The organism is Caballeronia sp. LZ065 (assembly GCF_031450975.1).
Classification (GTDB): domain Bacteria; phylum Pseudomonadota; class Gammaproteobacteria; order Burkholderiales; family Burkholderiaceae; genus Caballeronia.
On the sequence record NZ_JARUXV010000002.1, the window covers coordinates 921,267 to 947,896 of the forward strand.

19 protein-coding genes are annotated in these 26,630 nt (G+C 63.2%); 9 read left to right on the plus strand and 10 right to left on the minus strand.

Annotated features, from left to right (window positions below; translation table 11 throughout):
• Positions 1-388 precede the first annotated feature (388 nt).
• From aspT to QCE63_RS18470, 7 genes are all read right to left on the minus strand, one after another.
• The gene (aspT, locus tag QCE63_RS18440; RefSeq protein ID WP_309834957.1) at positions 389-2,089 is read right to left on the minus strand and encodes an aspartate-alanine antiporter; all 1,701 of its coding nucleotides are present in this window, start codon (positions 2,087-2,089) and stop codon (positions 389-391) included.
• A gap of 178 nt (positions 2,090-2,267) precedes the next feature.
• Positions 2,268-3,032, minus strand: coding sequence for a hypothetical protein (locus tag QCE63_RS18445; RefSeq protein ID WP_309834958.1), 765 nt, complete (start codon positions 3,030-3,032; stop codon positions 2,268-2,270).
• 137 nt (positions 3,033-3,169) lie between these two features.
• A complete protein-coding gene (locus tag QCE63_RS18450) occupies positions 3,170-5,137 on the minus strand; it encodes an alkyl sulfatase dimerization domain-containing protein (protein WP_309834959.1) in 1,968 nt (655 codons plus the stop codon).
• A 64-nt stretch (positions 5,138-5,201) separates the two neighbouring features.
• Positions 5,202-7,223, minus strand: a complete 2,022-nt coding sequence (locus QCE63_RS18455; protein WP_309834960.1) for a cation-translocating P-type ATPase — start codon at positions 7,221-7,223, stop codon at positions 5,202-5,204.
• A complete protein-coding gene (locus QCE63_RS18460; protein ID WP_309834961.1) occupies positions 7,220-8,350 on the minus strand; it encodes an SPFH domain-containing protein in 1,131 nt (376 codons plus the stop codon). The genes QCE63_RS18455 and QCE63_RS18460 overlap by 4 nt, the downstream gene beginning before the upstream one ends.
• Complete coding sequence (locus QCE63_RS18465) at positions 8,347-9,405, minus strand: protease modulator HflC (RefSeq protein WP_309834962.1); 1,059 nt, start codon at positions 9,403-9,405, stop codon at positions 8,347-8,349. The genes QCE63_RS18460 and QCE63_RS18465 overlap by 4 nt, the downstream gene beginning before the upstream one ends.
• A 34-nt stretch (positions 9,406-9,439) precedes the next feature.
• Positions 9,440-10,954: an SPFH domain-containing protein gene (locus QCE63_RS18470; protein WP_309834964.1), complete on the minus strand. Its 1,515-nt coding sequence runs from the start codon at positions 10,952-10,954 to the stop codon at positions 9,440-9,442.
• Between the two features lie 719 nt (positions 10,955-11,673).
• Here QCE63_RS18470 and QCE63_RS18475 point away from each other — a divergent pair.
• Positions 11,674-12,186 (plus strand): hypothetical protein, encoded by a 513-nt coding sequence (locus tag QCE63_RS18475; protein ID WP_309834965.1) that lies wholly within the window; start codon positions 11,674-11,676, stop codon positions 12,184-12,186.
• Between the two features lie 172 nt (positions 12,187-12,358).
• Positions 12,359-13,771: a DUF2252 domain-containing protein gene (locus QCE63_RS18480; protein ID WP_309834967.1), complete on the plus strand. Its 1,413-nt coding sequence runs from the start codon at positions 12,359-12,361 to the stop codon at positions 13,769-13,771.
• Positions 13,772-13,874: 103 nt separating this feature from the next.
• On the opposite strand, the gene QCE63_RS18485 is transcribed toward QCE63_RS18480, so the two are convergent.
• Complete coding sequence (locus tag QCE63_RS18485) at positions 13,875-17,042, minus strand: PAS domain S-box protein (RefSeq protein ID WP_309834968.1); 3,168 nt, start codon at positions 17,040-17,042, stop codon at positions 13,875-13,877.
• 178 nt (positions 17,043-17,220) lie between these two features.
• Entirely contained in the window at positions 17,221-17,715 is a 495-nt protein-coding gene (locus QCE63_RS18490; RefSeq protein ID WP_309834969.1) for a VOC family protein, read from the minus strand.
• On the opposite strand from QCE63_RS18490, the gene QCE63_RS18495 reads away from it, so the two are divergent.
• From QCE63_RS18495 to QCE63_RS18510, 4 genes are all read left to right on the plus strand, one after another.
• Positions 17,714-18,418: a YafY family protein gene (locus QCE63_RS18495; protein WP_309834971.1), complete on the plus strand. Its 705-nt coding sequence runs from the start codon at positions 17,714-17,716 to the stop codon at positions 18,416-18,418. The two genes, QCE63_RS18490 and QCE63_RS18495, sit on opposite strands and share 2 nt — an antisense overlap.
• Positions 18,419-18,677: 259 nt before the next feature.
• Positions 18,678-19,694: a porin gene (locus QCE63_RS18500; RefSeq protein ID WP_309834972.1), complete on the plus strand. Its 1,017-nt coding sequence runs from the start codon at positions 18,678-18,680 to the stop codon at positions 19,692-19,694.
• Between the two features lie 27 nt (positions 19,695-19,721).
• Entirely contained in the window at positions 19,722-21,044 is a 1,323-nt protein-coding gene (locus QCE63_RS18505; RefSeq protein WP_309834974.1) for an MFS transporter, read from the plus strand.
• A 3-nt stretch (positions 21,045-21,047) separates the two neighbouring features.
• Positions 21,048-21,905 carry an amidohydrolase family protein gene (locus tag QCE63_RS18510; protein ID WP_309834975.1) on the plus strand — a complete coding sequence of 286 codons (858 nt, stop codon included), beginning with the start codon at positions 21,048-21,050 and terminating at the stop codon, positions 21,903-21,905.
• 19 nt (positions 21,906-21,924) lie between these two features.
• Here the strand turns inward: QCE63_RS18510 and QCE63_RS18515 are convergent, their stop codons facing one another.
• Positions 21,925-23,736 (minus strand): diguanylate cyclase, encoded by a 1,812-nt coding sequence (locus tag QCE63_RS18515; protein ID WP_309834977.1) that lies wholly within the window; start codon positions 23,734-23,736, stop codon positions 21,925-21,927.
• 328 nt (positions 23,737-24,064) lie between these two features.
• On the opposite strand from QCE63_RS18515, the gene QCE63_RS18520 reads away from it, so the two are divergent.
• The 3 genes from QCE63_RS18520 to QCE63_RS18530 are packed head-to-tail and all read left to right on the plus strand — an operon-like array spanning position 24,065 to position 26,627.
• Complete coding sequence (locus QCE63_RS18520) at positions 24,065-24,880, plus strand: ABC transporter ATP-binding protein (RefSeq protein WP_404990154.1); 816 nt, start codon at positions 24,065-24,067, stop codon at positions 24,878-24,880.
• On the plus strand, positions 24,877-25,713 hold the full coding sequence (locus QCE63_RS18525) for an ABC transporter permease (RefSeq protein ID WP_309834979.1): 837 nt from the start codon (positions 24,877-24,879) through the stop codon (positions 25,711-25,713). The genes QCE63_RS18520 and QCE63_RS18525 overlap by 4 nt, the downstream gene beginning before the upstream one ends.
• Before the next feature lie 38 nt (positions 25,714-25,751).
• Complete coding sequence (locus QCE63_RS18530; protein ID WP_309834980.1) at positions 25,752-26,627, plus strand: TauD/TfdA family dioxygenase; 876 nt, start codon at positions 25,752-25,754, stop codon at positions 26,625-26,627.
• The last annotated feature ends 3 nt before the right edge of the window (positions 26,628-26,630 follow it).

The following is a 26,630-nucleotide window of genomic DNA, read 5'->3' on the forward strand; positions in this document are numbered from 1 at the left end:
GTCTCTTGTCCGGCCCTTGGCGGACGCTCGACGAGATGACTCTTGATGTTCGCAGTATTGCAGCTTGCCGACGGTATCGCCGCCGGAGCGGCATGGTCGCTTCAGGCATCTGCCAACCTGCACTCCCGATCCAACCCCGCCATTCAACACCTGCCGTCACCAGCGTGTCAAAGCGGTGAGTTCACGTCATTCACATCTGTATGACGTCCAGCCGTGATGTTTTTCTCGATGTATGTAAAACGACTATCGTCAGCCTTCCGGCTTGAAAATGGCAGCGCGAATCCGGCTAACGCTGAACGCAAACACATTGCACTCCGGTTTGGCCGCATATGACGTTGTCGAGGTCGCAGCCCCGCTCTCCGCGCCCACAATGCAAGCGTGTTTCCTGTCAAGTCACCAGCGTCACGATCACTGTTCCCCACAGCGCGAACAGCACATTCCCCACCGCATAGGCCACGCCATAGCCCAAGGTCGGCACCGCGCTTTTGGCTGCCTCCTGCACCGCTGCCAACGCCGGCGTGGCAGTCAAAGCGCCTGCGCACACCCCGAGCATGACACCCGCATGCATTTTCATTATCTTGTGCCCGACGAATACGCCCACCAGCATCGGAATACTCGAGGTCAATATGCCTGCAAACAAAAGCGAAAGTCCGCTTGATTGCAGTCCTTTAACGAAGTCGGGCCCTGCGTTCAAGCCTACGATGGCGACAAAGCCCGTCAACCCGATGGATTCGAAGATCCACAATGTCGGCCCGGGAATACGCCCGAAGAGGCGCGGCTCCACTGAACGCAGCCAGCCACACACTAATCCTCCCAATAGCACGCCCACGCTGAGAGACAGGCCGATTTCCACACCGCCGACAAGCAGCGCAGGGACGCCAATCAGCGCACCAGCCACGATGCCGAGCGACACGAGAACCATGTCCGTCGCATTGGTCGCGCGGTCGGCTACGCCGATTTTGTTGACGACCGCCTCCACGCGGGACGCGCTGCCCACGAGCGTAAGCACATCACCACGGTTGATCACGGTCTCGGGCGAGATCAGCACCGGCGTGCCCGCGCGCGCGAGGCGCAATACGAATACGCCGCGTGCACCCTGCTCTCGCGCCAACTCGCCGAGCCGGTGGCCGTCAATCGCCTTGGATGTGACCACCACATCGAGCGATTCGGCTTCCATGTCGAGCAACTCGCGGTCGTCGATCTCACGCACGCCCGAAGTCGGCCCCAGCATGCGCTCGACCAATAATGTGCGCCGCCCGGCGGCGCTGATGGTGTCGCCCGCGCGTAGTACGGTGTCAGGGGCGGCGTTCATGACCACGCCGTCGCGCCGTATCCGGTCGATGAAGAGACGCTGATCACCCATGCTGGCCTCCATCTCCGATATCGACGCCCCCGCCAGTGGCGAACCTTCTTCGATGGTGTAGGCGCGCAACTCGAACTCCCGTCGCCCGGGAATGCCCTGCGCGCCGGTGCCTTGCATCTTGTCTTCGAGTTCGCGGCAGGCCGCGGGCAGGTCCACCTTCATGAGCTTGGGCGCAAGTTGACTCAGGATCCAGGCCGCGCCGATCACGCCCACCAGATAGGTGACAGCAAAGGCGACCGGGATCTGATTGGTCAGCATCTGTCGATCCGCGTCAGATAAGGCCAGCCGTGTGATGGCGTCGGTGGCAGTACCGATGGTGGCCGACTCGGTGAGCGACCCGGCCACCACGCCCGCCGCGGTGCCGGCCGGGTAACCCAGCAGCTTGCTCACGATGAACGCCACCACGAGACCCGTTGTCGCCACGATTGCAGCCAAAAGCGCCTGCTGCAAACCGTCACGACGCATGCCGCGAAAGAACTGTGGGCCGGTACGAAATCCGATGGAAAACAGAAAGAGCAGGAAGAAGCACTGCTTCACGTCGCCGGAAATCTTGAGTCCCAATTGACCCACCAGTACCCCCGCCAGCAACGTGCCGGTGACCGCGCCCAGCGTGAAGCTGCCGATCCTGAGTTTTCCCAGCGCATAACCCAAGCCCAGCACCAGGAAAAAAGTGACTTCGGGATGAAATCGAAGTATGTTCCGAAACCAATCGAACGCTACGCTCATTGGAATGTCCCTCACGTGGCTCCGCGCCAGTTGCAAAGCAAAGCACCCAACTCCATGACCCTGCAACTTGCAAGGGCCGGTCCCCGGCGTAGCGCCTCAGTGCCATCGCACTATCATCCGCTCCGCAGGGTTCGATCTTTCTATCCCCCAAATCGCCTTCCCGAGCGCCGATGCGCCGTCATTGCGCGATCGACTGCAGGAGCCGTGTAAGATCGCGCGGCTCGACACGGATGATCCCGCCCTTCGGGCTATCGATGTCCGCAATGAGTGCGAGCGAAAGCGCGACAGTCGCGGGCAGAATGGTGATGAGCAATCCTTTACGCAGGCTGCCCTTCGCGCCGTAACCTTGCACGACACACCCGAGCAGGGCGATGATGATCATCAGGTACCACGCTCCCAGCGGAATATGATTGATCCGCGCCGCCTCCGAGTAATCCTGGGAATTCAGAACATCGTTCATGCCTGCGACAACAAGCGCCCCGATGGGCGTCGGCTGCGCTTTCGCGACCTGGGTCGTGAGTTCCCAAAGTTCCGTCTCGGTATTCGCCATGTCGCGGTTGATCTTCGCCAGTTCCACCGGATCCCGCGTACGGTAGCTGGCGAGTCTCAGCCTTGTATAGTGAATCAAGGCGGTTTTGATCTTTCCACCGACTGCCGCATCGGCGAGATCCGCGCGCGAATACTCGGTGCCGATCGCATTGGCTTCACTTTCTTCCAGCGTCTTGCGAAGGTCGTAGCGGTTCACCGCCATCGAAAGGCTGAAACCGACCAGGAGCGCGAGCAACGTCAAGGTGGATGTCTGAATGATGTTGAAATCCTCCCGGTCCTCGGCAGGCAGCGCTGCCATGCGGCGCAACACGTATGCGCCGAAGGCCACCGCGCTGATGAAGATCGACAGAAGACCCACAAAAAGCAGAGCGGGATGATCGACGAATGCTGTCATTTCATGCCCCCGTCGCACAGGATAAGGTCGTGGTTCTGAATCTCGAGAAGCAAGCGGCGCTCACAATGGCTTACCTTGCCTGGTCCCGTGACGACGCGCCGGCGCGACCTCCATCGCAGCCGGCGCCCGTATTCACGTCACGGTCGTGGCGTCACGATCGGGAAGAGCGGATTGAAGGTGTCGGTCAAGGACAGCAACTCCGAGATCTTGCCGCGATCGCCATCCACTTTCGCACGGCCGGCCTCGACCTCTTTGTCAAGGTTCGTCTGATGCAGCATGATGTTGTCGAGACTCGACTTGGGCAGCGTCAACGTCACGTCGGCGTTCTGCAACTGCTTGCCTTCGTTATAGACGAGCACCGAGTTCTCCAGCCTCACCGCATAGCGTTTGTTGATGTCCGGGAAGATCCAGTTGACCGATATGGTCTTGCCGTCGGCCTTCTCGCCATCAATATGCATCGAGAGGAATTCCAGCGCCATCTCGGGCGTCATCGCCCGAATCGTGTCGGGGCTCGCGGTCTGCACGGCGGGAACCTTCGGAATGCCGTTGCGCAACTCGTACGCGCCCATCAGATAGACATCGCGCCATGGGCCTGACTCCGATTGATATCCCAGTTGCTCCAGCGCATCCGCTTCGAGGTTCTTCGCCTCCTGATTGTCGGGCTCGGCATAGACGGCCATATTCATGACCTGCGCCACCCAGCGGTAGTCGCCTTTCGCATAGGCATCCCGCGCTTTCTGCGTGACGGCAGGCACGCCGCCCATGAAGTCCATGGTGCGCTTCGCCGTGTCGACCGGCGGCAGTGGATGCAGGTCAGCCGGATTGCCGCTGTACCAGCCCATATAGCGCTGATAGACCGCCTTCGCATCGTGAACGACGGTGCCGTAATAGCCGTGGTTGTACCACTCCTTGTCGAGGCTGCGCGGCAGCTTCACCATGTCGCCGATCTCGTCCATCGTGTAGCCCATGTTGAGCAGGCGCAGCGACTGGTCATGCACGTACTTGTAGGTATCCCGCTGTTTCGACAAATAATCGTTGACGCGGGCGTTGTCCCACATCGGCCAGTGGTGGGACGCGAAGACGACCTGCACCTGCGGCCCGAACATCTCGATGGTGGTGTTGAGCGCCTGCCACCACTTGTTGGCGTCGCGCACCTGCGCGCCGCGCAGCGTATAGAGGTTGTGCAGCGTGTGGGTGGCGTCTTCGGCTGCGCACAATGCGTGGTACTTGGGAAAGTAAAACAGCATTTCAGCCGGTGCCTCGGTACCGGGCGCCATCTGGAATACGACGTCGAGGCCATCTATGGTGCGCTTCTCGCCTGTTTTTCTGATGATGTCGGTGGGCGGGATCAGTGTGACCGTGCCGTTCGAGGTCGTTTTGCCAAGACCGCCATCGACTTGCCCTTGCGCGCTGCGCGGCAGCAGCGCGCCGTACATGTAGATTGCGCGGCGGCTCATCGCGTTGCCGGCGAAGACATTCTCGCTGACCGCTTCTTCGAGGAAACCCTCTGGCGCGAAGATCTTCACCTTGCCGGCCTTCACGTCGGCCTCGTTCACCACGCCCTTGACGCCGCCATAGTGATCGACATGGCTGTGCGTATAGATCACCGCCACAACCGGCTTCTTCGGCCGGTGCTGATAGTAGAGGTCGAGACCCGCCTTCGCGACCTCGGTGGAGATCAGCGGGTCGATGACGATGACGCCGTTGTTCGTTTCGATGATCGACATGACGGACAGATCGAAACCGCGGATCTGGTAAATGCCGTCGGTGACCTTGAACAAACCGTTGTTCATGTTCAACTGCGAGTTTCGGTACAGGCTTGGATTCACCGTAGGCGGTGCGTCCTGGGCCTGCAGGAATTGATAGCCGTTGAGGGTCCAGACCACCTTGCCCTCGGGAGTCGTGATGTTGATGTCGGGCAGCGTTGCGATGAACCCGCGTTTCGCGTCCTCATAGTCTTGCCGGTCACTCATCGGCAGGGTCTTGAGCAGGTCGGCGTTGGCCTGCTGAGTCGCGGGCGTGGCGTCCTTGGTGGACTCTGCGGCGAGCGTCGCACCCAGGCACAGCGGCACTGCAAGCAGCGGCAGAAGATTGCGTACTCTCATGGCATCCTCATCAGGTGATGGCTGGTGTCGTTGTTACGTTCGATTCGTTATCCGTGACCGGACCTCAAAAGCCGCTCTGCGGCAGCTTCCCATCCTGCGTACTTACGGGCGGCGGTGAAGGCTCTTGCACGAAGCCGGGTTCCGCCACCCGCAGCAGTCTCCCGGCATTCGCCAGCACGATGAACGTGCCGAGGTTATGCAGCACCGCGATCCATACCGCACTCAGGAGACCGAGCGCCGCGATCGCGATGACCGCGGCCGTCCACGCCACGCCGATCGCAGCGTTGACGGCCGCGGTGCGGCGGCAGCGTCGCCCCAGCCGAACGCACGCGGTGAGCCGGCGCAGATCATCGCCGAGCAGCACCACGTCTGCGGATGCCACGGCGATGTCGACGCCGCGCCCGCCAATAACGACGCTGGTCGCGCCCGCCTTGATGGCAAGCACGTCGTTCACGCCGTCACCGACCACGAGCGGATGGCGACCGGCCGCCAGTTCCTGCTCGACGAAAGCGAGCTTGTCCTGCGGCAGCGCGCCCGCTATCACGGAGTCGATGCCCACCTCGTCCGCGACCGCGCGCGCCACGCTTTCGCGGTCGCCGGTGAGCAAGGTCTGGTGCGTGAAGCCGAGCGTGCGCAACTCAGTAAGCGTGGCCGCAGCCTCGGGACGCAAGGTATCGGCGAACATGAACCAGGCGAGCAGACGGCCGTCCAGCACGAGACCCGCGAGCGGTCCGTCGTGTGCCTGAGGCAGTGGGGGCAGCGCCTGTGCATGCTCGCGCAGCAGCGTCTCGCGCCCGAGCACCGCGCGCCCATTGGGGGTGTCCGCGATCACACCACGACCGCGCAGCTCGCGTACGGCGTCCTGATCCGCCGGGAGATAGCCGCGCTCGCGCGCGTGACGCTGCACGGCGCGACTCACCGGATGCGCGCTGCCGGCGCAGAGCTTTGCAGCCAGCGCGAGCACTCGCGCCTCATCGGCGCCCGGCTGAAGCGCCACGTCGACGACGCGGAGTTCGCCGTACGTGAGCGTGCCGGTCTTGTCGATGACGAGCGAATCAAGACCGGCCACCCGGTCGAGGAAGGCAGCGTTGCGCAGCAGCAAGCCGTGGCGCGCGCCCAGCGCGATGCCGGCGATCGCGGTGGCGGGCGCCGCGAGCACCAGCGCGCACGGGCACGCCGCCACGATCACGGCCAGCATCGCCGACGCATCGGCGCTCATGAACCAGACCAGCGCCGCGACGAGCAGCACCAGCGCGAGATAGCCGGCCATGTAGCGCTCCAGCGCTTCGGTGATCGGCGGCTTGACGCGCTCAGCGTGTTCCAGCAACTCGACGATGCGCCCGAGCGTCGACTGTTCGCCGACCTGCGTGACCTCGATGCGCAGCGCGCCGTCGAGGTTCATCGCGCCGGCATAGACGGGTGTATCGGCCGAGACCTCGAGCGGCAGCGACTCGCCGGTGATCGGACTGTTGTCGACCGCCGAGCGTCCGCTCTTGACGATGCCATCGGCGGGAATCCGCGCGCCGGCAGGCACTTCGAGCAGATCGCCGCGCGCGAGCATCTCGGCGGCCACGTCCTCGATCGAACCGTCCGTCCTGATGCGGCGCGCACGCGTGGCGGCGAGCCTGGCGAGCGCGCGAATCGCCTCCTGCGAGCCCAGCACGCTGCGCTCTTCCAGCGCATGACCGAACGTCATCACGATGGGAAGCAGCGCCGCGGTCGTCATGTCGCCGGTGGCCCACGCCGCGAGCATCGCCAGCGCGATCAGCCGGTCGGTCACGCCGTGCAGGCTCGGGGCGCGCAGACTGTGCCACGCGTTGACGAATACAGGCCCCGCGACGAGCAACGAGGCGAGACCCGCCAGCACGCTCGCGAGCACCGGATTCGGCGAAGGCACGAAGCGCCACGCGAGGGACAGCAGCAACAGACCGCCCGCCGCGAGGGCGAGCGCGATTTGCCGCGTAATTGCGCGACGCTCGGCCGGAGCCAGCGCATTGCCGGCGCCAAGCGACGGCGCGTGTGCCGGATACCCGGCTTCATCATGTGCGAGACCGGCATGACCGATGGATTGCGCATGCGTGCTCACGGTGCTTTCCCCGGTAGAACGAGACTTGACGTGTCGTACGGATCGATCGTCGTAACGTGCCCTGCTTTGGAAAGAATCTGCGTGATGCGCTCGCGATAGGCCCGGGCAAGCAGACCGTGATCACTGTTCGTGCTCAGCGCGGATTCGAGTTGCAGGATGGTCTGCGTTTCGGTCTGCGCTGTCGCCACGCGCTCCTTCGCGCTCGCCTCGGCCTCCTGGATGATCTGATCGGCGCGTTGCTGGGCGGCCTGAAGCGCGGTCTCCGCCGCGGTTCGCGCGTCGGCCGTATTGCGCTCGGCCATCTGCAGCGAACTCAGCACCGAATTGAAGGCATCGACGGCAGCGGCCGGGACGTTTGCCTGCACGTCCACGCGCGCAACCTCGACGCCCAGCCCTGCGTGCGCCGCTTCGAGCGCACGCAGGCGGTGCCCGATATCACGCGCGATGTCCCCACGCAGACGCTCGCGGCGCTCCGCCATGCGCGCATCGGCGGCAAGGAGTTCGGGACGCGCGACCAGAATCGCATCGAGATCGCGCGCCGCGCCAGCCTCTGCCACCGCCGCCGCCGTGATCCGTTCCAGCGCCGCGGCCAATATTGGCCGTTGCAATACATAGTCGATCGGCGAACTCACGCGGTAATAGAGCGTGGCGGCAAGCTGCACCACGGCGGCATCGCCCGTGAGCACGTAGCCCGAACCCGCCAGCGCGTCGGAGAACGGCGTGCCGCCCGCCCCCGTGGCCGCGTCCGGATGAAAGCCCCATGAGGACATGTCGTTGAACGGCAGCGTCGTGTCCTGCGGCGGCGCAGACGGCGAGGGATCGAGCGCGCGCGCACGCGGATCGCGCATCAACGTCACGATCGGTTGTTCGAGCACGCGTGCCGGGCCCGGCAACAGCATCACCGTCTCGAACGGCCGCGGCCACGCCAACAGCAGTCCGGCACGCTGCACGCGAACGGCCTTGCCGAAACGCATCACCACGGCCTGACTGTCCGGCGGCACGCGCTGCACATTCGAGAAGCTCGACACGAGCGCCGCCATGGCGACAAGCGCGACGATGAACCACCATGCCGCACGCGTCGCCTGTCCGGCGGGAGAACGGCGCAACGGGAACGCGGCGCTCGTCATCGCGTGTGGCGCGCACGCATGACCTGAGCGACCGGGCGCGACGCGGAATCAGCCGTATCGAGTCCCGCCGGTCCCTGCACCAGTGCGCGGAACGGTGCGGCGTCGGTGCGCAGAATCAGGCTGGTGTTGGCATTGACGACGCCCGCGAGCGTGTCGAGCGAGCGCAGCATCGTGTAAAGCTGCGGATCGTCCGCGTAGCTCTTGCCGTAGATCGCGGCGGCGTCGCGGCGCGACTGCGCTTCGATCCCGGCGGCCTTCGCGGTGGCGTCCGCGACCGCGATGCGCGCGTCGCGCTCCGCGTCGGAGCGGATCTGCGCGGCCTCCCGCTTGCCTGCCGCGGTGCGCTGCGCGGCCACGGTCTCACGCTCGGCGCGCATGCGCTCGACGGTCGCCGCAAGCGTCGCGGCCGGCAGGGTGAGACGCTCGATACCCACTTGCACGGCATGCACGCCATAGGTGGCATAGACCTGCGAATCGACTTGCCGGCGCAGTTCGTCTTCGAAGGCCGCGAGTTTTACCTGCGAAGGATCTGTGTTGACGAGCGAGGCCAGATCGAAACCCGAGGTAATCGTTTGCAGCGCCGAGCCGGCGAGCGAGCGAATCTGTTGCGCCGCTTCGTCGGGCTCGTTGCGCACGGCGCGCACGAAGCGGCTCACGTCAGCAACGTCGCCCGGCACGCGCCACGCAACGTACGCCTGCACGAGAATACGCAGACCATCGCGTGTGCCGACGTCCTGCAATCCGCTCGAGGTCGTGTGCAGACGCAGATCGACCGGCACCGTGGCTTCGATCGGCGCGGGCAGACGCCACGCGAGGCCTGGGTCAAGCAGCACGCGCACGGGGTCGCCGAAGCGCGTGACGACGGCGGCCTCGCCTTCGCGCACCTGCACCGCGCTCGCCACCAGCGCGGCGATGACAACGCACAGCAGCGCGAGCGCCACGCGCCACGCGAAGCCCCGGCCGCCATCCGCCGCCGGCGCGCCGTCGGGTCCGTGGTGATGATGATGGGCGTGCCCGGCATGACGCCCGTGCGGATGAACATTCGAACCGCTCAAGATCTGCTCCGTCGTGATGGACGTCGTTAGATGCTCAATACAGACGCTTCGCCCCTGCCGCGTCACCCGTGTTGTATGCACGCAGATCGATGGTCGCGCGATTGCCGCCGACGAGCCTGTCGTCAATCACGGTGAGGTTGGCGTTCTGCAATCCTCTTTGCAGCGCATGCAGGTAATACTCGAGCGGGAATGCCCGTCCGCCTGCCTGCCGGGCCGCGATATCCGCAGCAAAGGTGGTTTGCCGCGTCCGGGCGGCCGACACGGTTTCGGCGGCCCCCGCGCTTGCCGCGTCGAGGCTGGCCGCGGCCGTCTCCGCTGCACTGCCGACGACAGTGGCCGCGAGCCCACGTGCTTGCGCGACGCTCGCCGCCGCACGAATTTGCGCGGCCTGAACGTTGTGCCAGGCGGCCGACGCCCCCGCCGGCGGATGCACGCTTTCGATGACTACCGCGACGATTTCGATGCCACCGCCGAGCACATCGAACTGCTGTTGCACGGCGCGCCGGATGGCGTCGGCAATGATGGTCTGCCGGGTCTCGACGAGCGCGTCGAGTCGATGCGACGCCAGATAGCCGACGACCTCGCTCCCCGCGATGGCGCGAATGAGCGCTGGCGTTTCGCTGAAGCGGTATTGCGACGCACGGGCGGCGGCATCGTCCTGTCGGATGCGGTAGTCGAGCCGGACATCGGCGTTGACGATCTCGAAGTTCTGCCGCTGACCGCTGCCGCCCGCGATCACCTGGGTCGTCTCCCAAGGGTGCGCAACGTCCCATAGGCGATCCATCTGCGCGGGCGTGCGGGCATCCGCGGCGACGAGCGGCGCCACTCCGCCATCGCCGCCGGCGCTCGACACCACGAGCTGATGCACGGCGCCGTTCTCGAGCATGCGCGCGCGGCCGAAGGGCCACGGCATTCCGACATGCAAGCCCGGTTGCCAGACCGCCGCGGGCGCGCCGAAGCGCTCGTAGACGGCCCGCTGATCGGGTTGCAGCACGCTCACGCCACTCAGCAACCAGGCCACGAACGCGAGCCCTGCGCAAGCCACGGGAAGCAGGCGCAGTGTGCTGCGGATCACCCAGCTTTGCCGCATGTCGATGCCGTAACGGCGACGCAGGCCCTCGCCCACTTCCCCTGACGAGGCGAGCGGCGACGTGAGCATTCGGGCGATCGTGCCATGCACCCTTTCGGGCGGCGCAGCATGGCGCTCCGGTGGCGTGAACCACGTGCTCACGGCGCGCACCATCAATTCCAGGGCGATCGCCCCCGGCAGCAGCGCGGAGATCAGTGCGAGCGTTCGCGCGTCGATGCCTTGCCAGGCATTCAAGGCTGCCCCGGTCGCGCCTGCGAGCGTGACGAGGAGCAAGACGCGCAGCATGGCGGTGAGTGTTCCGCCCGACCGGCTATGCTCGGTCTCCGCAGCCCATACGCGTTCGACCAGCAGCGTCACGAACGCAAGCGCCAGCGCCGCGCCGCAAGCAAGGGCCATGATCTTGCGCTCACCCGCGCTTTCAGCGACCGGCCTGCGGTCGAACGCAAGCACTGTGGTCATGCAGAGAAGGAGCGCGAGCGCACCGCACAGAATCACAAGCCAAGGCCACCCGCGAATCGTGCGCAGCCGGCCGCATGCGCGAAGGACGGCCGTGCGCCAGAACGCAAGATTCCGTACGCGCCGGGCGCCGGGTTGCGCCATCGCCTTCGAGGGACGCGATTCCTGCGTGCGTCCTGGCCGTGCGCCGAGCGCGACGATCCCAACATTCAGGGAGGCCGCAGCAATGGGGGCGATCCAGCGAAACTCTCTCCACGTAGCAGGCACAAAGACGATCAACGCGAGCAATGCGGCAAGCGCAAAGCCTGCGCCCGCCAGAGCAGCAAGGATCTTCATCGAGCCTGACCCAGCGACCTCGGTATCGCTCCGTTGCATGCCAGATTGCCTCCAGCAGTCAATCATTCATCGTCGTGAATGAGTTGAAAGAAAATCGAGTACCGGTCACCGTGCGAGACAAACGCGATCTTGAGGACCGATATAGCTAACCCGTTGGATTAGCAAGGGGTTTTTATCGGGAAGGCTTTCCGCCCGTTCGTTGGGCACAGCCCGCTCGGGAACCGGCGCGCGATACTGACAATGCACCGCTTCACCCCATGTGCCTCGGCTACGTGGTATCAGAATGCAATGGTGCGATGGGCGTTGTCGAGCCGCCGCTTCGCCCCTTCGTCATCTCGGCGCGGTAGCAAGAAGGGCCTTCTCCTCGACCTATGGGAAATTCAGATATGGGTACCTTGCTCGAAAAGCTCAAACATGAATTCATGAAGGCGCTACCGCCAACCATTTTCTTCTTCGTGATTCTGCATATCGTCGCACTCATTCGCGCGCTGATGGTGCGCGGAAGCGGCATTTCCATACCTTCGTCAGCATCTGTTCTGATCGCCGCGCTGATTCTCGGAAAGTCGGTGCTCGTTGCCGACATGCTTCCCTTCATCAACCGCTTCCCCGATAAGCCATTGATCTGGAATGTCGGCTGGAAGACGTTGATGTACGCGATCGTCGCTCTGGTCGTCCACTATCTCGAACGCCTGTACGACTACTGGAAGGAGTCAGCCGGTCTCATCGCCGCACAGCACACTTTGTGGACAGAGATCAACTGGCCTCGTTTCTGGGCCGTCCAGATCTTGCTCGTCACGCTGATCTTCAACTACTGCGTCATCGCCGAGCTTGCTCGCGTGATGGGTCGCGGGAAACTCAAGGCGATATTCTTTGGCCCGTTGCCGCCTGCAAGCAATTGAGCCGTGGCATCGAGTCGTCTTCGGGGCATCGAGAGCGGACAAAAGATTGCAGGGCAGCTTGAAACTTATGTCCTAGACTGAATTTGAACTAGTGCTGCAAACCGACGAGAGACCCGTCGGAGGCAGTGTTGCACGGCTCACGCGTCAACGCAGTGTCACATAAGGTGCGCACATGGCAGACGTTCAAACCTTGACTGAGCGCCAGGCGGCGGGTCGCCACGCCCGGCAACACGCGAAGCGCTCGCTGCATGCCAAAACCGGGAACATCGATCGTGATCCCGTCCAACTGTTGAAGGAAAACAGCAAGGGCCGCGTGGAAGCGCTCGTGCCGCTACGCTATGGCCGCATGTCCGTATCTCCCTTCACGTTCTATCGCGGCAGCGCGATTATCCAGGCTCATGATCTCGCCGGCACGGTGAACAGCGGGATCACGTTTCCCATCTGCGGCGACGCCCACCTCATGAATTTCGGCGGCTTCGCCACACCCGAGCGGCAACTGGTTTTCGACCTCAATGATTTCGATGAAACCGCCACCGGCCCATGGGAGTGGGACGTCAAGCGGCTTGCGGCCAGCTTCGCGATCGCCGGCGAGCATATGGGCTTCAACCGCGGCGCGATCAGCGAGATCGTCACGGCGGCCATGCAAGAGTATCGGGACCGCATGTGCAACTATGCGAGTTGCAGCGCGCTGGAGCTCTGGCATGAGATCGTCACGTTCGAGCGGATGACCGAGGCCGCTGTCACCGCCGAGGGCCGTCAGCTCATCAGCAAGACGATGGAAAAGGCGGCAGGCCGCACACACGAAAGCATGCTCGGCAAGATGGCGGCACTGACCGATGGGCGCTGGACCATTCAGGATGCGCCGCCCGCGCTCTTCCATCCGGGCGGTCCCAATTCACTGCTGGGCCGCGATCAGAAATGGTCCAACACCGAAGAATGGAAGGGGAAACTGGCAGCCGCCTTCGACCGCTACATTCAGACGCTTTCCTCCGAGCGCCGCAAACTGATCGCGCAGTACGCGCTGCACGACATTGCGTTCAAGGTGGTTGGCGTCGGCAGTGTCGGCACCTTCTGTCTGGTGATGCTGTTCATCGACAGCCATGGCAAGCCACTCTTCTTGCAGGTCAAGGAAGCGCGTGGGTCAGTGATCGCACAGTTCTTTCAGGGCGACGAGCCGACCCACCAGGGAGAACGTGTCGTAAGCGGACAACGCCTGCTTCAGGCTGCCAGCGATTCGTTTCTGGGCTGGACCACCGGCCCCGCCGAGCGGCAATTCTACTTTCGCCAGTTGCGCGACATGAAAGTGTCGGCGGAAGTCGAACGCATGAGCGGCACGATTCTCAAAGGCTACGGACGCATCTGCGGCTGGGCGCTTGCGCGCGCCCACGCGAAGGCCGGTGGCCGGGCCGTGGAAATTGCGGCTTATCTCGGCAACGGCGATCGCTTCGCGGACGCGCTTACGCAGTATGCGTTCGGCTACGCCGAACAAAATCAGAAAGACTATGACGCCTTTATCCGCGCGTGTCGCTCAGGCAAGCTGGAGGCCAGAAGCGACGAGGACATGGCCGCCGATTTCCGCGTTTGACGGTGTGAGCGTTGGGGCAACGCCCCGATCCGATGTGCGTTGACCGCGCACCTCCCGCCAGAAGGGAGCGACCGCTCGGAACCACACGGCTGCACGCCTACTCTCACACGACCTTCTCTTTCCTCCCCACCTTCCTGCCGTCTTCCCCGCACCCCTCACCCTTGATCTTCTTCCTCGTCTCCCGCAGCACCGCCGCAAGCTCCGACGCTTTGACCGCATCGAGCACGACGAAGCTCCGCAGCGCCGCCGTAGCGTCGATCTCGAAGTAACGCTTGCCGCTTATCGTCACCTTGGCGTCCCCGGTTTCGACCCCAGCAATCTCCTCTGCAAGCGGATGCAGCTGTCTCTTGAGCAACGCCCCCAGACGCGCATCGACCATCACGCGATCCATGCTCCAGGAAGCCCGATTCGACAGCGCGTTTTCACCGGCAAGCGCGCTATCTGCCACCACTTGAAGACCCATTGCCCTGAGCTTGGCGAGATCGGCGCGAAGGCTTTCCGTATTCACGCGAGCGGTGCCGCGTTCGAGCCGCAGCTCAAGCCGGTTCGCGTCGATACCGCTCTCGCGCAGCGCGAGTGCCAGCGTCTCGGCAAAGTCGCTGGTCAGGAGCTGTTTGGGAAAGACCGGCACACAAACAGTGACCTCAGACAAGCGCGTCGCAAGCTTGCAGGCTTCACGCAAGACCCATTCTCCGAGCGGAACCACAAGCCCGCTCTGTTCCGCAACGCGCAGATAACTTTCCGTACCGAGCCGTCCAAGCGTCGGATGATTCCACCAAGGCTGAACCTCGACCGCAATCGCATTCGTCGCCGAGACGCGCACACTGCACGCAAGATCGAATTCACGCGCCTTGATTGCGATCAGCATGTCATGCGCGAGATGCCGTTCGGTCTCAGCGGAGGTTTCCGCATCCTCGGCATAGAACGTATAGGTACCGCGCTGGTTCCCCTTGGACCGATACAGCGCCACATCAGCGAAACGAAAAAGCTCATCCTCTTCCAGCGTATCTTGCGGCGTCATCGCGATACCGATCGACAGCCCCACCTCCAGCCACCGCTCACCATGAGCGATCGGCTGAGACACAGCCTCGATCAAGCGCTCAGCGAGCTCGACAACCTGCGGCCTTGCAAGATTCGACGCCGCGACAACAAACTCATCGCCACCGATCCGCGCAACCAGTTGCCCTTCCCTCATCTCGCCCGTCAACCGCGCGGCGACAGTACGCAACACCAGGTCACCCACATCATGCCCAAACGTGTCATTGATCGGCTTGAAGTGATCGAGGTCGAGATAGAACAGCGCGAGTTCACTATCAGTCGCCTTGAGCACCTGACGCATGAACATGCGCAGGCCGAGCCGGTTCGGCAGGCCCGTCGCCGGATCGTGCTGCACTTCCTTCTGTGCACGCGAGAGATCCGCGGCGAGAGAAACGTCGGCGGTAATGTCGGCGGCGATCTTGACGATCTTGAAAGGCTTGCCGTTCAGGTCATAGATCGGGTTATAGGATGCCTGGATCCACACCTCCGCCCCATTCGCCGCGATGCGTTTGAACTTGGAAGACAGAAACTTGCCCTCCCGCAGTTCACTCCAGAAGCGCGCGTAATCCGCATGCTCCGCGCCCTCCTTGTCGACGAACATGCGATGGTGCCTGCCCACCACCTCCCGCAACGTATAACCCATCAGGGCCAGAAAGTTATCGTTCGCTTCGAGCACATGACCATCCATGTCGAATGACACGACGCTCTGCGACTTGTTGATCGCCGCGATCTGGCCTTCGTAATCGCCTTGCCGCAGCTTCTGCTGGGTCACATCGACAGCGTTCTTGACTACCTTGAAGGTCCGTCCATTCATATCGAGGATCGGATTGTAGGAAGCCTGCAACCAGATCTCCCGGCCATCGCGGCCGAGGCGTTTGAACTCGCCCGCCTGATACTCACCCGCAGCAAGCGCCTTCCAGAACTTCCCATAGCTTTCGCTATCCCGCTCCTCCGGCGACACGAACATCGAATGATGGCGACCGATAACCTGGGACAACCGGTAGCCCACCAAATCGAGGAAGTTATCGTTGGCGTCGAGGATCGTGCCGTCCACATTGAAGGCGACCACACTCTGCGACTTGTGGATCGCGGCAATCTGGCCTTGATGGTCCGCTTGCCGGAGCTTCTCGCGCGTGACCACCGTCGCGTATTTGACGATCTTGAAAGGCCGGCCATCCTGATCGAGCACCGGGCTATAAATGGCCTGCAGCCAGATCTCGCGCTTGTCGCGGCCAATCCGCCGGAATTCGCCGCTGCGATGACGGCCTGCGGCCAGATCGCTCCAGAAGATCTCATAGTCGAGACTGTGCGCATAGGCCGGATCGACGAACATGCGGTGATGGCGGCCTTCGAGTTCCTCCATCGTATAGCCCACCGCTTCGAGGAAGTTGCGGTTGGCATCCAGAATGGTGCCGTCGGGCGCGAACGTCACGATGCACTGCGACTTGTCGATGGCCGCGATCTGGCCTTCGAAATCGGCGTTCTGCTGCTTCTCCGATGTCACATCGACCGCATACTTGACGATCTTGAACGGACGCCCTTCGAGGTCGAGGATGGGATTGTAGGTCGCGCGCAGCCAGACGGCCCTGCCGTCCTTGCTGAAGCGCCGATATTCGCCCGAAGCGTGCAAACCCTCGCGCAAACGCGCCCAGAACGCGGCATAAGACGGGTCGCTTGCCTCGTCGGCGGCAACGAACATCCGGTGATGCTGGCCGACGACTTCATCGAGCCCGTACCCGGTCGCATCCAGGAACTTCTCGTTGGCGTGAAGGATCGTGCCGTCCATCGCGAAGTGGATGACGGCCTGCGAGGTGTTGATGGCGGCGATCTGGCCGGCGTCGTCGGCGGCCGACATCATGCGGTCGGTCACGTCGCGCACCAGCATGACGATCTCGCCGACCGTGCCGTCCGCCGCCGCGAACGGTATGCAGGACACCTCGGTCCAGAAGGACGAGCCATCGCGTTTCAGTTGCTGCATCTCGCCGAAGAAGGCTTCAGCGGTTTCAAGGACCGTATCGATCTCGTCCCGCGCGGCTGTGCCCGCCGCGAGCGGCCGGAAGATGCTGCGATTGCGTCCGACGAGTTCCCATCCCTGGTAGTCGAACAGCGCCAGGAAGCGCTCGTTCACACGAAGGATGCTGCCGTCGGGCGCGAAGGCGATCCGCCCCAGGGTTCGCTCCATCGCTTCCGCATCGGCGGGAGTAAAGGAGGACTTGATCGAATTGTGCAGCATCTTCACTCCGCCAATATGAGTTGCGGCGACATGCGCTGATGACGGCTTGCAACGACGTTAGCCTGTGGACCAACACGATGGTCGCTCAACCTCTTCACTCAGCACGAACTTTTCGCTTATCGGCACCGAATGGAAAAAGTTGAGCGCAACGGCGTGAACAATTCGATCAGGATAAAAACTATTTCCTCGCAAACCTTTGCGTCGCTTCCCTGGACACCGGCGTAAAGAAGTTGATGAGATTGCCATCGGGGTCACGGAACAGCAGCGAGCGGTTGCCCCACGGCTGCGTGATCGGCGCCTGCTCGACATGAGCGCCCATTGCCTGCAGCTTCTTGTATTCGGCGTCGGCGTCCTCAACGCGGAATTCGATGATGACGGAACGATTGCTCGCCGCCACCGCAGCGCCAGCAAAGAACTGCTGCATCGTTCGCGTGGTGCCGATGGCCAGCTTGCAGGACGGCGTTTCGAGTTCTGCGAATTCGTCCCCCAGCCACGTGGCTTTCAGCCCGAGCCGCTCATAGAACTGGACGAGGCCGTGAATGTCGTCGGTGATAATACGGGTTGAAACGAAGTCCATGTTCTCCTCTCGTGATGAGTTCGCACCAAGGGTGTGCGATGTCACGGCCATCCTACAAAGGTGCTGTTGCCACCGTGCTGTCAGCAGCGAACGCATGCGCCGATCCGACCGCCTCTTTCAACTCATCCAGATTCTGCGACGCGCGCGGCGTCCAGTCATCGCCCGTAGTCTCGCCGAAGAACTCGAGGTGTCGACGCGCACGGTCTATCGGGATATCGCGGACCTGATGGCGCAGCGCGTGCCGATTCGCGGCGAGGCCGGAACAGGCTACGTACTCGATCGTCAATACGACATGCCGCCCTTGATGCTGACCGCCGAGGAACTGGAGGCGGCAGTGCTCGGCGCTCAATGGGTTGCGCAGCGTAGCGACGCCGTGCTCTCCCGGGCAGCGAATGACCTCATCGCAAAGATTGCGGCGGCCGTGCCCGACCACCTCCGGCCCTTCATCGCGGACCCGACAATCGGCGCAGTCGCACCGCTTACAGCCTCGGCAGACACGCTCGATATGAGCCAGTTACGCGAGTGGATCCGCAATGGCCGCAAGCTGCGAATCCGCTATCGCGACGAAGCCGAACGCATGAGCGAGCGAACGATCTGGCCCATTCTCATTGGCTATGCGGATGCCGCGCGTCTGCTGGCTGCCTGGTGCGAGTTGCGGCAAGCCTTTCGCCACTTCAGGACCGACCGGATCGTAAGCATCCACTTCCTCGATGAGCGCCACGGCGAACGAAGACTGCTTCTCGTTGCGCGCTGGAAGCGTTATATGAAGGAATCGCGTGGCGTTGATCTGTCCGGCTAGACACGGGATATCCCCAGCTTATCGCCCTCCTCTCCCTCCCTCCCTGAAGTCCAAGCCTTTACGGCGCAGTTAACGGACCCACGCGAATATTCAATGGACGCGCGTCTTTCAAGGGTTCATCGTTGCGCTCGTCTGAACCAAGCCTCATCCATTCAGCGCAAGCACGCGTTGCCCAATGCTTTCGCACGCGTTGGTCGTATCAAGGAGACATCTCTGCGCCCACGCATGGTGCAGGGAACACAACAACGAGATCAACTGGATGAACAGGAAATGGCATGTCTGTACGATCGCCGTCGGGGCGTTTGCATGCAGTGCGCATGCGCAATCGTCGGTCAGTCTGGCGGGAAATGTCGATGGTGGAGTGCGCTATATCAGCAACGGCAAGACGCATGACATCACGATGAGCTCTTATGGCTGGTACACGGCCAACCGGCTCGATTTCACGGGCCAGGAGATGATCGGCGACGGGTGGAACGTCCATTTCCAGCTCGAATCCGGCTTCAACACCGCGACGGGCGCGTTCGACAACACGACCGGCCTGCTGTTCAATCGGATGTCCTACGTGGGCGTCGCAAGCCCGTATGGGTCGCTCGACCTGGGCCGTCAGTACACGCTCGGTCACGACGTGCTGCATGACTTCGATCCGTTCTTCTTCGCCTATCCGGCCATCATCCCGCTCACGCCTGCCGTGGACGGCACGCACTTCAGCAACGACATCAAGTATTCGGGCACGTGGGGGCCGTTTCGTCTCGGCGCCGAACTCGCGCCAGGCGGCGTGGCCGGCGACTTCAACGACGGCACCGCGCGCGGCATCGGCCTGCAATACAAGGTCGGCTTCTTCAATGTGGGCGGAACCTATATTCACCGGACCGTGCTGGCAGGCGCCGCCTATGAACCGGACGATTACGTTGCCTTCGGCTCCGAACTGAAATTCGGCGCCTTGCGCTTCGCCGGCGGCTATATGAATGAAACCACCGCCAACGCAGCACCGGCTACGGCCTCGCGCACCGAAAACTACTGGGGCGGCATGACTTACAACGTCAGCTACGACATCAACCTCGGCGCCGGCTATTACGTAACGAATCTGCCCACCGCCAAGGGACGCAAGAACCTGGCGATCGTGAGCGCGGTCTATCTGTTGTCGAAGCGCACGCGCCTGTACCTCGAAAGCGATTACACGACCTATCACGGAACTTACATCAGCAACGCCACGCTGAATGCGGCCCATGCTTCGCATCAACTGGCTGTCACGACGGGTCTCAACATTCTCTTCTGACGTACACGACTAGCGGAGCAATACAGCTTGGAAAACCTACAGCGCGACAATGAAACGGCCAGCATCGCGGCCACGCAGGCTTCCCCATGGGTTGGATTGCGCACGCACTGGCAAGTGATCGCAGCCGCCACGGCAGGTTGGGCACTCGACGCATTCGACTTCGCGATGCTGCTGTTCCTGCTGCCTCATCTGCAAAAGGTCTTCGACGTCGGCCTGCCGGCCATGACCCTGATCGTCACCGCCACGGGCCTCGCCAAGATCGTCGGCACGATAGGCTGGGGTATGGCAGCCGACCGCTTCGGCCGCAAGCTCGTGTTCATGGCTGCGGTGCTGTGGTTCTCCTGCGCCGCGGGCTTGAGCGGTCTCGCCTGGAGCTATGCGTCGTTCATGGTCATGCGGGTTCTGTTCGGTGTCGGCTTCGGCGGCGAATGGACCGTGTCGGTTTCCCTCGTGATGGAGACCGTGCCCGAATCGATCCGGCCGTATGCGTCGGGCATCATGGTCTCCGGCTATGAGATCGGCTACATGGTCGCGGCGGGCGTGTTCCATCTGCTGTTCCCGGTGCTCGGATGGCGCTGGATGTTCGTGATCGGCGCGCTGCCCGCCTTGCTGACGCTCTTCATCCGCAAGAACATCGCTGAATCGCCGGAGTGGTTGCGCGAGCGGCGTGAGCGTCCGCAGCGCAAGCGCTTCGACGCCTTCGAGTTCAATCCCGCCGCCGTCCAGGCGTGGCTGTTCTCGGGTGCGATCAACTTCATGCTGTGGTCGGTGCAAGTGCTGTATCCCACGTTCCTGATGTCGGCGAGGCATATCGATGCGAGCCGCATCTATCCGTTCCTCGCCGCGTATTCGGTCGGCTCCATCAGCGGCAAGCCGATCTGCGGTTATGTCGCCGCGCGCCTGGGCGAACGCCGGACCATCGTGCTGTTTCTCTGCATGGTGATTCCGCTCACCATTCTCTACACGCTGATGTCGAACCTCTGGCTGCTGGCGCTGGGCGCCATCCTGATGGGACTGTTCGCGAGCGGACTCTTCGGCATCTTGCCGCTTTATCAGTCGATGCGTTTCTCGGTGCGTGGCCGCGCAACCGGCATCGGCATCAGCTATGCGATGACCGCCGCCAGTTCGGTTGCGCCTTACGCAATCGCTCGCCTTGCACCGTCGATTGGCTTGAACGTGGCCATCGCCGCGTTCATTGGCGGCAGCGCGGTGCTGCTGATGGCGATCGCGTCATGGAACACGAACCGATGGAAGCCGGGCCGCGAGCACGACAACCGTGGACCTGAAGCGACGGATCGCCCGTCGGCTCACACCCTCAGCGAGGCACGCGCGCCTCTTCAAGGAGCCTGAAACGTGACTGATTCCATCGAAGCAACGCGGCCCCGGTTCACGTTGCCACGCGGCGCATGCGATACGCACTGTCACGTGATCGGGCCTGCTCGCCGATTCCCCTACGCGGCATCACGGCCTTATACGCCGCACGAAGAAACCGACAAAACCGTGCTGAGCGCGCTGCATGAACGGCTGGGTGTCGACCGCGCCGTGATCGTCCAGGCCACGGTGTACGCGACCGATAACCGGATCGTGCTGGATGCCATCGCCGACCGGCCGCACGCGCGGCGCGGCATCGCACTGGTGGAGACATCAATCTCCGATCATGCGTTGCAAACGCTTCACGATGGCGGCATTCGGGGCGTGCGCTTCGGCTTCGTGCGGCATCTCTGGACGCCTCCCGATCCGGCTGAGTTCATGAGTCTGATGCACCGGATAGCCGACCTGGGCTGGCATGTGTCATTGCATCTTGACGCGACGGCACTAAGCGAACTGCAGCCGATGCTGGACGCCTTGCCCGTTCCATTCGTGATCGATCATATGGGGCGGATCGACGCTGGCGCCGGACTGGAACAACCGGGCTTCGCGCAGTTGCTTGAATGGTCACGACGCGATCACTGCTGGATCAAGCTCTCGGCGCTCGACCGCATCTCGGCAACGGGCGCGCCGTTCGTGGATGCCGCGCCGTTCGTGCGCGCTGTGCTGGAGGCGTCGCCGGAACGCGTCTTGTGGGGCACGGACTATCCGCATCCGAACCCGCGCCATGCGGTGCTGCACGATGAAAGTCTCGTCGACGTGCTGCCCCTGTGCGGCGAGGACGACGCGCTGCACAAGATGCTGGTGGCGAACCCGGCACGCCTGTATGGCTTCGTCGACTGAGCACGCGGAGAGCCGCGACCTACGCCACGTGCGCCCCTCGCCGGACTTGCGCTGAATGCCTCTCGACCCGGTTCCTGCCCTTGCGCTTGGCTTCCAGAAGCGCCGCGTCGGCGCATTGAATGAGCGACGCCCGTGCACATTCCGCAGGCGCACTCGCGACCCCGACCGATGCCGTGACCGGACCCAGCGGCTTGCCGTCGTGATCGACCACGAGCGCGGCGATCCCGGCGCGCAGCGCCTCCGCGCGTCGCACGGCTTCTTCAGCGTTCACCCCGACCATCAGAACGGCAAACTCCTCGCCTCCATAGCGGAACACGAGGTCGGGGTCATCCGTCGACTGCCGCAGCACGCCGCCGACGGCACGCAAGACGGCATCGCCCGCGTCATGCCCATGATCGTCGTTGAACTGCTTGAAGAAATCGATATCGACCATCGCGCAAGCTGTCTCCTGCCGCGTGCGCGCCGTCTTCGCAAGTTCATCCTGCGTCCACAGATCCAGTTGCCGGCGATTGCGCAAGCCCGTCAGCGGATCAGCCATGGCCAGTTCGCGTAGCGTGTCGCGCAGATGCAGGTTGTCCAGCGCAAGGCCGATATTCTCCGCCAGCATCCGCAGATATTCGTCGAGCGATCCATCGTGCCGCGTGCCCTCGCTGAACTCCAGGTACAACATGCCCAGTGCGCCATGTTGTCCTGCGAGCGGCAGGCAGCAGGTATCGGGCACGGCGCCATCGGCAAGCTGCAAGTGTGCGCACGGCACATCTACCTGCGCGCCCGCGGGACGATGCAGACTGCCCCGCCGGATGCCCCAGCACGCATCCGGAGAAAACGTCTCCGAGGTGTGTCTGGGCGACTTCCACGAACACGCCGCCAGCATCGCGGCGCGCTCGACGTCCAGCAGATAGAGCCGTCCGCGCGTATCCGGCAGAAGTTCAGGCGTGAAGCGTTCGACGACCCCGATCAGATCCTGAGTGTCATTGCATCCATGAAGTCGTTGCGTCATGCGCGACAGCGAATCGCGCATGACACGATCCGCTTCGCGTTCGCGTTCGAGGCGCTGGCGCACGAGTCCATTCTCGCGAAACACGCGCAGCGCTTGCGCCATGTCGCCGATCTCGTCGATGCGGTCGTAGCGCGGCGGCTCGACGGCGAAGTCCTGTGCGGCCAGGCGGCTCACCACATCGCTCAACTTGACGACGGGATGCAGAACGCGCCGTCGGAAGATGAAGTACAGCACGAACAGGAATACGAGCCCGGTGACGATGAGCATCGACTCCGCCACCGTGCGCCATACTCGCGAGACTTCCTCCGCGCGTTGCACGGCGAGGTCGGTGCGTTGATCGAGGCGATACTGGAATCGTTCGACATCCCGGCGCGCGCGTTCGAGTGAACGTCCGAAGTCAGCGGAGAAGGCGATGTCGATCGCTTTTGAACGGTCGCCCGCCTTCGCGGCAGCTAGCGCGGCCGCTTCGATGTCGCGCATGCCGTCCGCCTGCCGCAAGGCATCGTGCAGCGCGTCGAGTTCATCGGCGAGCGCGCCGGCGTCGCGGATATGGCGCGTGCGCTCCTCGACCGCGCCGAGCGACGACAACTCCCGTTGATAAGCGGCGAGATCGGCGGGATTTCCGCTCACCACATATTGACGCGCAAGCGAGCCCAGCGCGTTGACCTCGGTGTCGAGGTTCGACGTGGCCTGATCGAGCGCGTGGCGCTGCGCCACGGCTTCCCGCTCCGTTTCCTGAGCGTTCGATGCCAGCAGCATGGCGGCGCCCGAGGCAAGCGTGAGCGTCACGGTGACCGCATAGGCCCAGTTCGTTATCGTCGATAGACGCATGTTGTTCCTGCTGTTCAACGGCCGGCCAGATTCGTCTTTCCCGCGTGGCTTCGCAGAACGCCCGGCGGCGCGGAAGATAACGCCATTATCCGCGCATTTCTCATACCTTACGGAACACGCCGGTTCGGCACTCGCCACGCGTTGCACGCGCGAGCCCCATGTCTCCCGCGTAAACACCTACCCGCTTCTATTGACGCCCAACATACGCGTCAGTATGATTTCCCTCACGACATACTCATGAGTATGTCCTTGCAAATGCCACCTCGCCCGTCAGCCGGGCTTCTTCGTTGTCTGATGTTCAAGGAGAGCTTCCGCCGTCATGGATCGCATGCCCACAATGTCGCTCTCCGGCAGCGAGCCGCTTACGCCGCTTCCCGCCCTCATCCAGATCGAAGGTCTGCAGAAGCACTACCGCACCCGCAGCGGCGACCTGGTGCAGGCCCTCGGTCCCATCGACCTGACCATCGACCGAGGTGAATTCATTACCGTCGTCGGTCCCTCGGGATGCGGCAAGTCCACGCTTCTCAAGATGCTGGCCGGTCTCATCCCGCGTACCTCCGGCACCATTCGCGTCAACGGACAAGCCATCGACGGTCCGCAGCGCGATATTGGCGTCGTGTTCCAGAGTCCGGTCCTGTTGCCGTGGAAGACCACGTTCGACAACGTCATGTTGCCCGCCACCGTGCTCAAGCTCGATCGTGAGGCAACCGGCGTGCGCGCCCGGCAATTGCTCGACATGGTCGGCCTGGCCGACTTCGCGCACCGTTATCCGAACGAGCTGTCGGGCGGCATGCAGCAGCGCGTCGCGATTGCCCGCGCCTTGGTCCACGACCCGGCCGTGCTGCTGATGGACGAGCCCTTCGGCGCGCTCGACGCCATGACGCGCGAAACCATGAACGTTGAAATCCGGCGTATCTGGCGCGACTCCGGCAAGACCGTGCTGTTCGTCACGCACTCGATTCCCGAAGCGGTGTTTCTTGGGAGCCGCGTGCTCGTGCTGTCGAGTCGTCCGGGTTGCATCGCGGAAATCGTCGACGTCGAGCTGCCTGCGCAGCGCGATCTCGATGTCATGACCACCGAACGCTTCGGCTCGTACACGCGCCGCATCCGTCAACACTTTCAGGCCAGGGGATTCATAGAATGAGCGCCGAACTCGCGATTCCGCATGCGCCGTCGACGCCGCGCCGTCAGGCATTCGCCATGTTGAAGCAACATCCGGAATGGATCTGCGTGCCGGCGCTGTTCGTGCTGGTCGTCGCCGTGTGGGAAATCGGCTTCATGCTCGCAGCGGTGCCCATCTACATCGCGCCCGCGCCGTCCGACATTTTTCACGCGCTCGTCAACGGCCTCTCGTCCGGACTCTTCATCAGCAACGGCCTGACCACGCTTGCCGAAGCGCTGCTCGGCTTCCTGCTGGCGACCATCCTCGGCATCATGCTCGGCGCTGTGATCGCGCAATCGCGCTTCGTCGAGAAGACGCTCTACCCCTATCTGATTGCCATCCAGACCACGCCGAAAGTGGCGATCGCGCCGCTCTTCATCATCTGGTTCGGCTTCGGCATGACGTCGAAGGTGATCATGGCGGCGGTCGTCGCGTTCTTTCCGATCCTGGTCAACGTGATCGTCGGGCTGCGCTCCACTGATACCTCCCGCATCGAGCTCATGCGTTCGCTGCAAGCAAGCCGCTGGCAGATCTTCACGATGGTGCGCCTCCCGAGCGCCGCGCCGATGATCTTCGCCGGCCTGCACATCGCGGTCATCTTCAGTGTGCTGGGTGCGATCGTCGGCGAGTTCGTCGGCTCGCGCAAGGGCTTGGGCAATCTCATCATGCAGTTGAACAACAACCTCGACACCGCTGGCGTGTTCGCCGCGCTCGTCGTGCTGTCCGCGATGGGCATCGTGTTGCATCTGCTGATGCACATGCTGCAGAAGAGGCTGCTGTTCTGGTCCGAGCAGCAGCAGATCGCGCAGGTTTGATCGCGCCCGGACCGGCTTCTCATCACACGGATTCCATCATGACGTTCACGTTGAAACCTCTTGCGTCGGCGATCGGCGCGGAAGTGGTCGGGCTCGATCTGCGCACGGCGATCGATGACGACACCATCGCCGCGTTGAGGGACGCCTGGCATCGTCACACGATCCTGCTGTTTCGCGGACAGTCGCTCGATCACGCGCAGCATGTTGCATTCAGCCGCCGCTTCGGGGCGCTCGACGACCACGCCTCCATTCCGCGCTTCCGGCATCCAGAGCATCCGGAAATCCTGCTGGTGACGAATCATGAAGCGGGCGGCAAGCGGCTCGCCGTGGGCCGGCAATGGCACTCCGATCTGTCGACCACCACGCGTCCCGCCAAGGGTTCGCTGCTGTATTGCTCGGTGCTGCCGCCGGTCGGCGGCGACACGATGTTCTGCAACATGGTGCGGGCGTGGGAGACGCTTTCGCCGGGCCTCCAGTCGATGCTCGACGGACGCTGGGCGCTGCATGACATGACCATCGCGCGCGAGACGCGGGCGAACCGCACGCCGGACGATCTCGCCGACATTCGCCGGCGCAATCCGCCCGTGTTTCAGCCCGTCGCGCGCGTGCACGACGAAGCAGGTCACAAGGCGCTCTACGTGAGCGAGATGACGACAGTTTCGTTCGAGAACATGACACGCGCCGAGAGCCAGCCGCTGCTCGAGTATCTGTATCAGCACAGCGTGCAGCCGGAGAATGTCTACCGGCACCGCTGGCAGGTCGGCGATCTGATGATGTGGGACAACCGCAGCGCCATGCATATCGCGCTCTCCGACTACGACCAGACGCAGCCGCGCATGATGTATCGCACGACGCTGCTGGGCAATCCGAGCGGACGTGTCGCCGAAGAAGCGGCGCTCGCCCTCGCCGCCTGAGGC

Excerpts from the sequence above, each read along its gene's own strand:
- aspT (WP_309834957.1), bottom strand. The coding sequence starts at position 2,089 with ATGAGCGTAGCGTTCGATTGGTTTCGGAACATACTTCGATTTCATCCC.
- QCE63_RS18445 (WP_309834958.1), bottom strand. The coding sequence starts at position 3,032 with ATGACAGCATTCGTCGATCATCCCGCTCTGCTTTTTGTGGGTCTTCTG.
- QCE63_RS18450 (WP_309834959.1), bottom strand. The coding sequence starts at position 5,137 with ATGAGAGTACGCAATCTTCTGCCGCTGCTTGCAGTGCCGCTGTGCCTG.
- QCE63_RS18460 (WP_309834961.1), bottom strand. The coding sequence starts at position 8,350 with ATGACGAGCGCCGCGTTCCCGTTGCGCCGTTCTCCCGCCGGACAGGCG.
- QCE63_RS18470 (WP_309834964.1), bottom strand. The coding sequence starts at position 10,954 with ATGACCACAGTGCTTGCGTTCGACCGCAGGCCGGTCGCTGAAAGCGCG.
- QCE63_RS18475 (WP_309834965.1), top strand. The coding sequence starts at position 11,674 with ATGGGTACCTTGCTCGAAAAGCTCAAACATGAATTCATGAAGGCGCTA.
- QCE63_RS18480 (WP_309834967.1), top strand. The coding sequence starts at position 12,359 with ATGGCAGACGTTCAAACCTTGACTGAGCGCCAGGCGGCGGGTCGCCAC.
- QCE63_RS18485 (WP_309834968.1), bottom strand. The coding sequence starts at position 17,042 with ATGCTGCACAATTCGATCAAGTCCTCCTTTACTCCCGCCGATGCGGAA.
- QCE63_RS18495 (WP_309834971.1), top strand. The coding sequence starts at position 17,714 with ATGCGCCGATCCGACCGCCTCTTTCAACTCATCCAGATTCTGCGACGC.
- QCE63_RS18490 (WP_309834969.1), bottom strand. The coding sequence starts at position 17,715 with ATGCGTTCGCTGCTGACAGCACGGTGGCAACAGCACCTTTGTAGGATG.
- QCE63_RS18500 (WP_309834972.1), top strand. The coding sequence starts at position 18,678 with ATGAACAGGAAATGGCATGTCTGTACGATCGCCGTCGGGGCGTTTGCA.
- QCE63_RS18515 (WP_309834977.1), bottom strand. The coding sequence starts at position 23,736 with ATGCGTCTATCGACGATAACGAACTGGGCCTATGCGGTCACCGTGACG.
- QCE63_RS18520 (WP_404990154.1), top strand. The coding sequence starts at position 24,065 with ATGCCCACAATGTCGCTCTCCGGCAGCGAGCCGCTTACGCCGCTTCCC.
- QCE63_RS18525 (WP_309834979.1), top strand. The coding sequence starts at position 24,877 with ATGAGCGCCGAACTCGCGATTCCGCATGCGCCGTCGACGCCGCGCCGT.
- QCE63_RS18530 (WP_309834980.1), top strand. The coding sequence starts at position 25,752 with ATGACGTTCACGTTGAAACCTCTTGCGTCGGCGATCGGCGCGGAAGTG.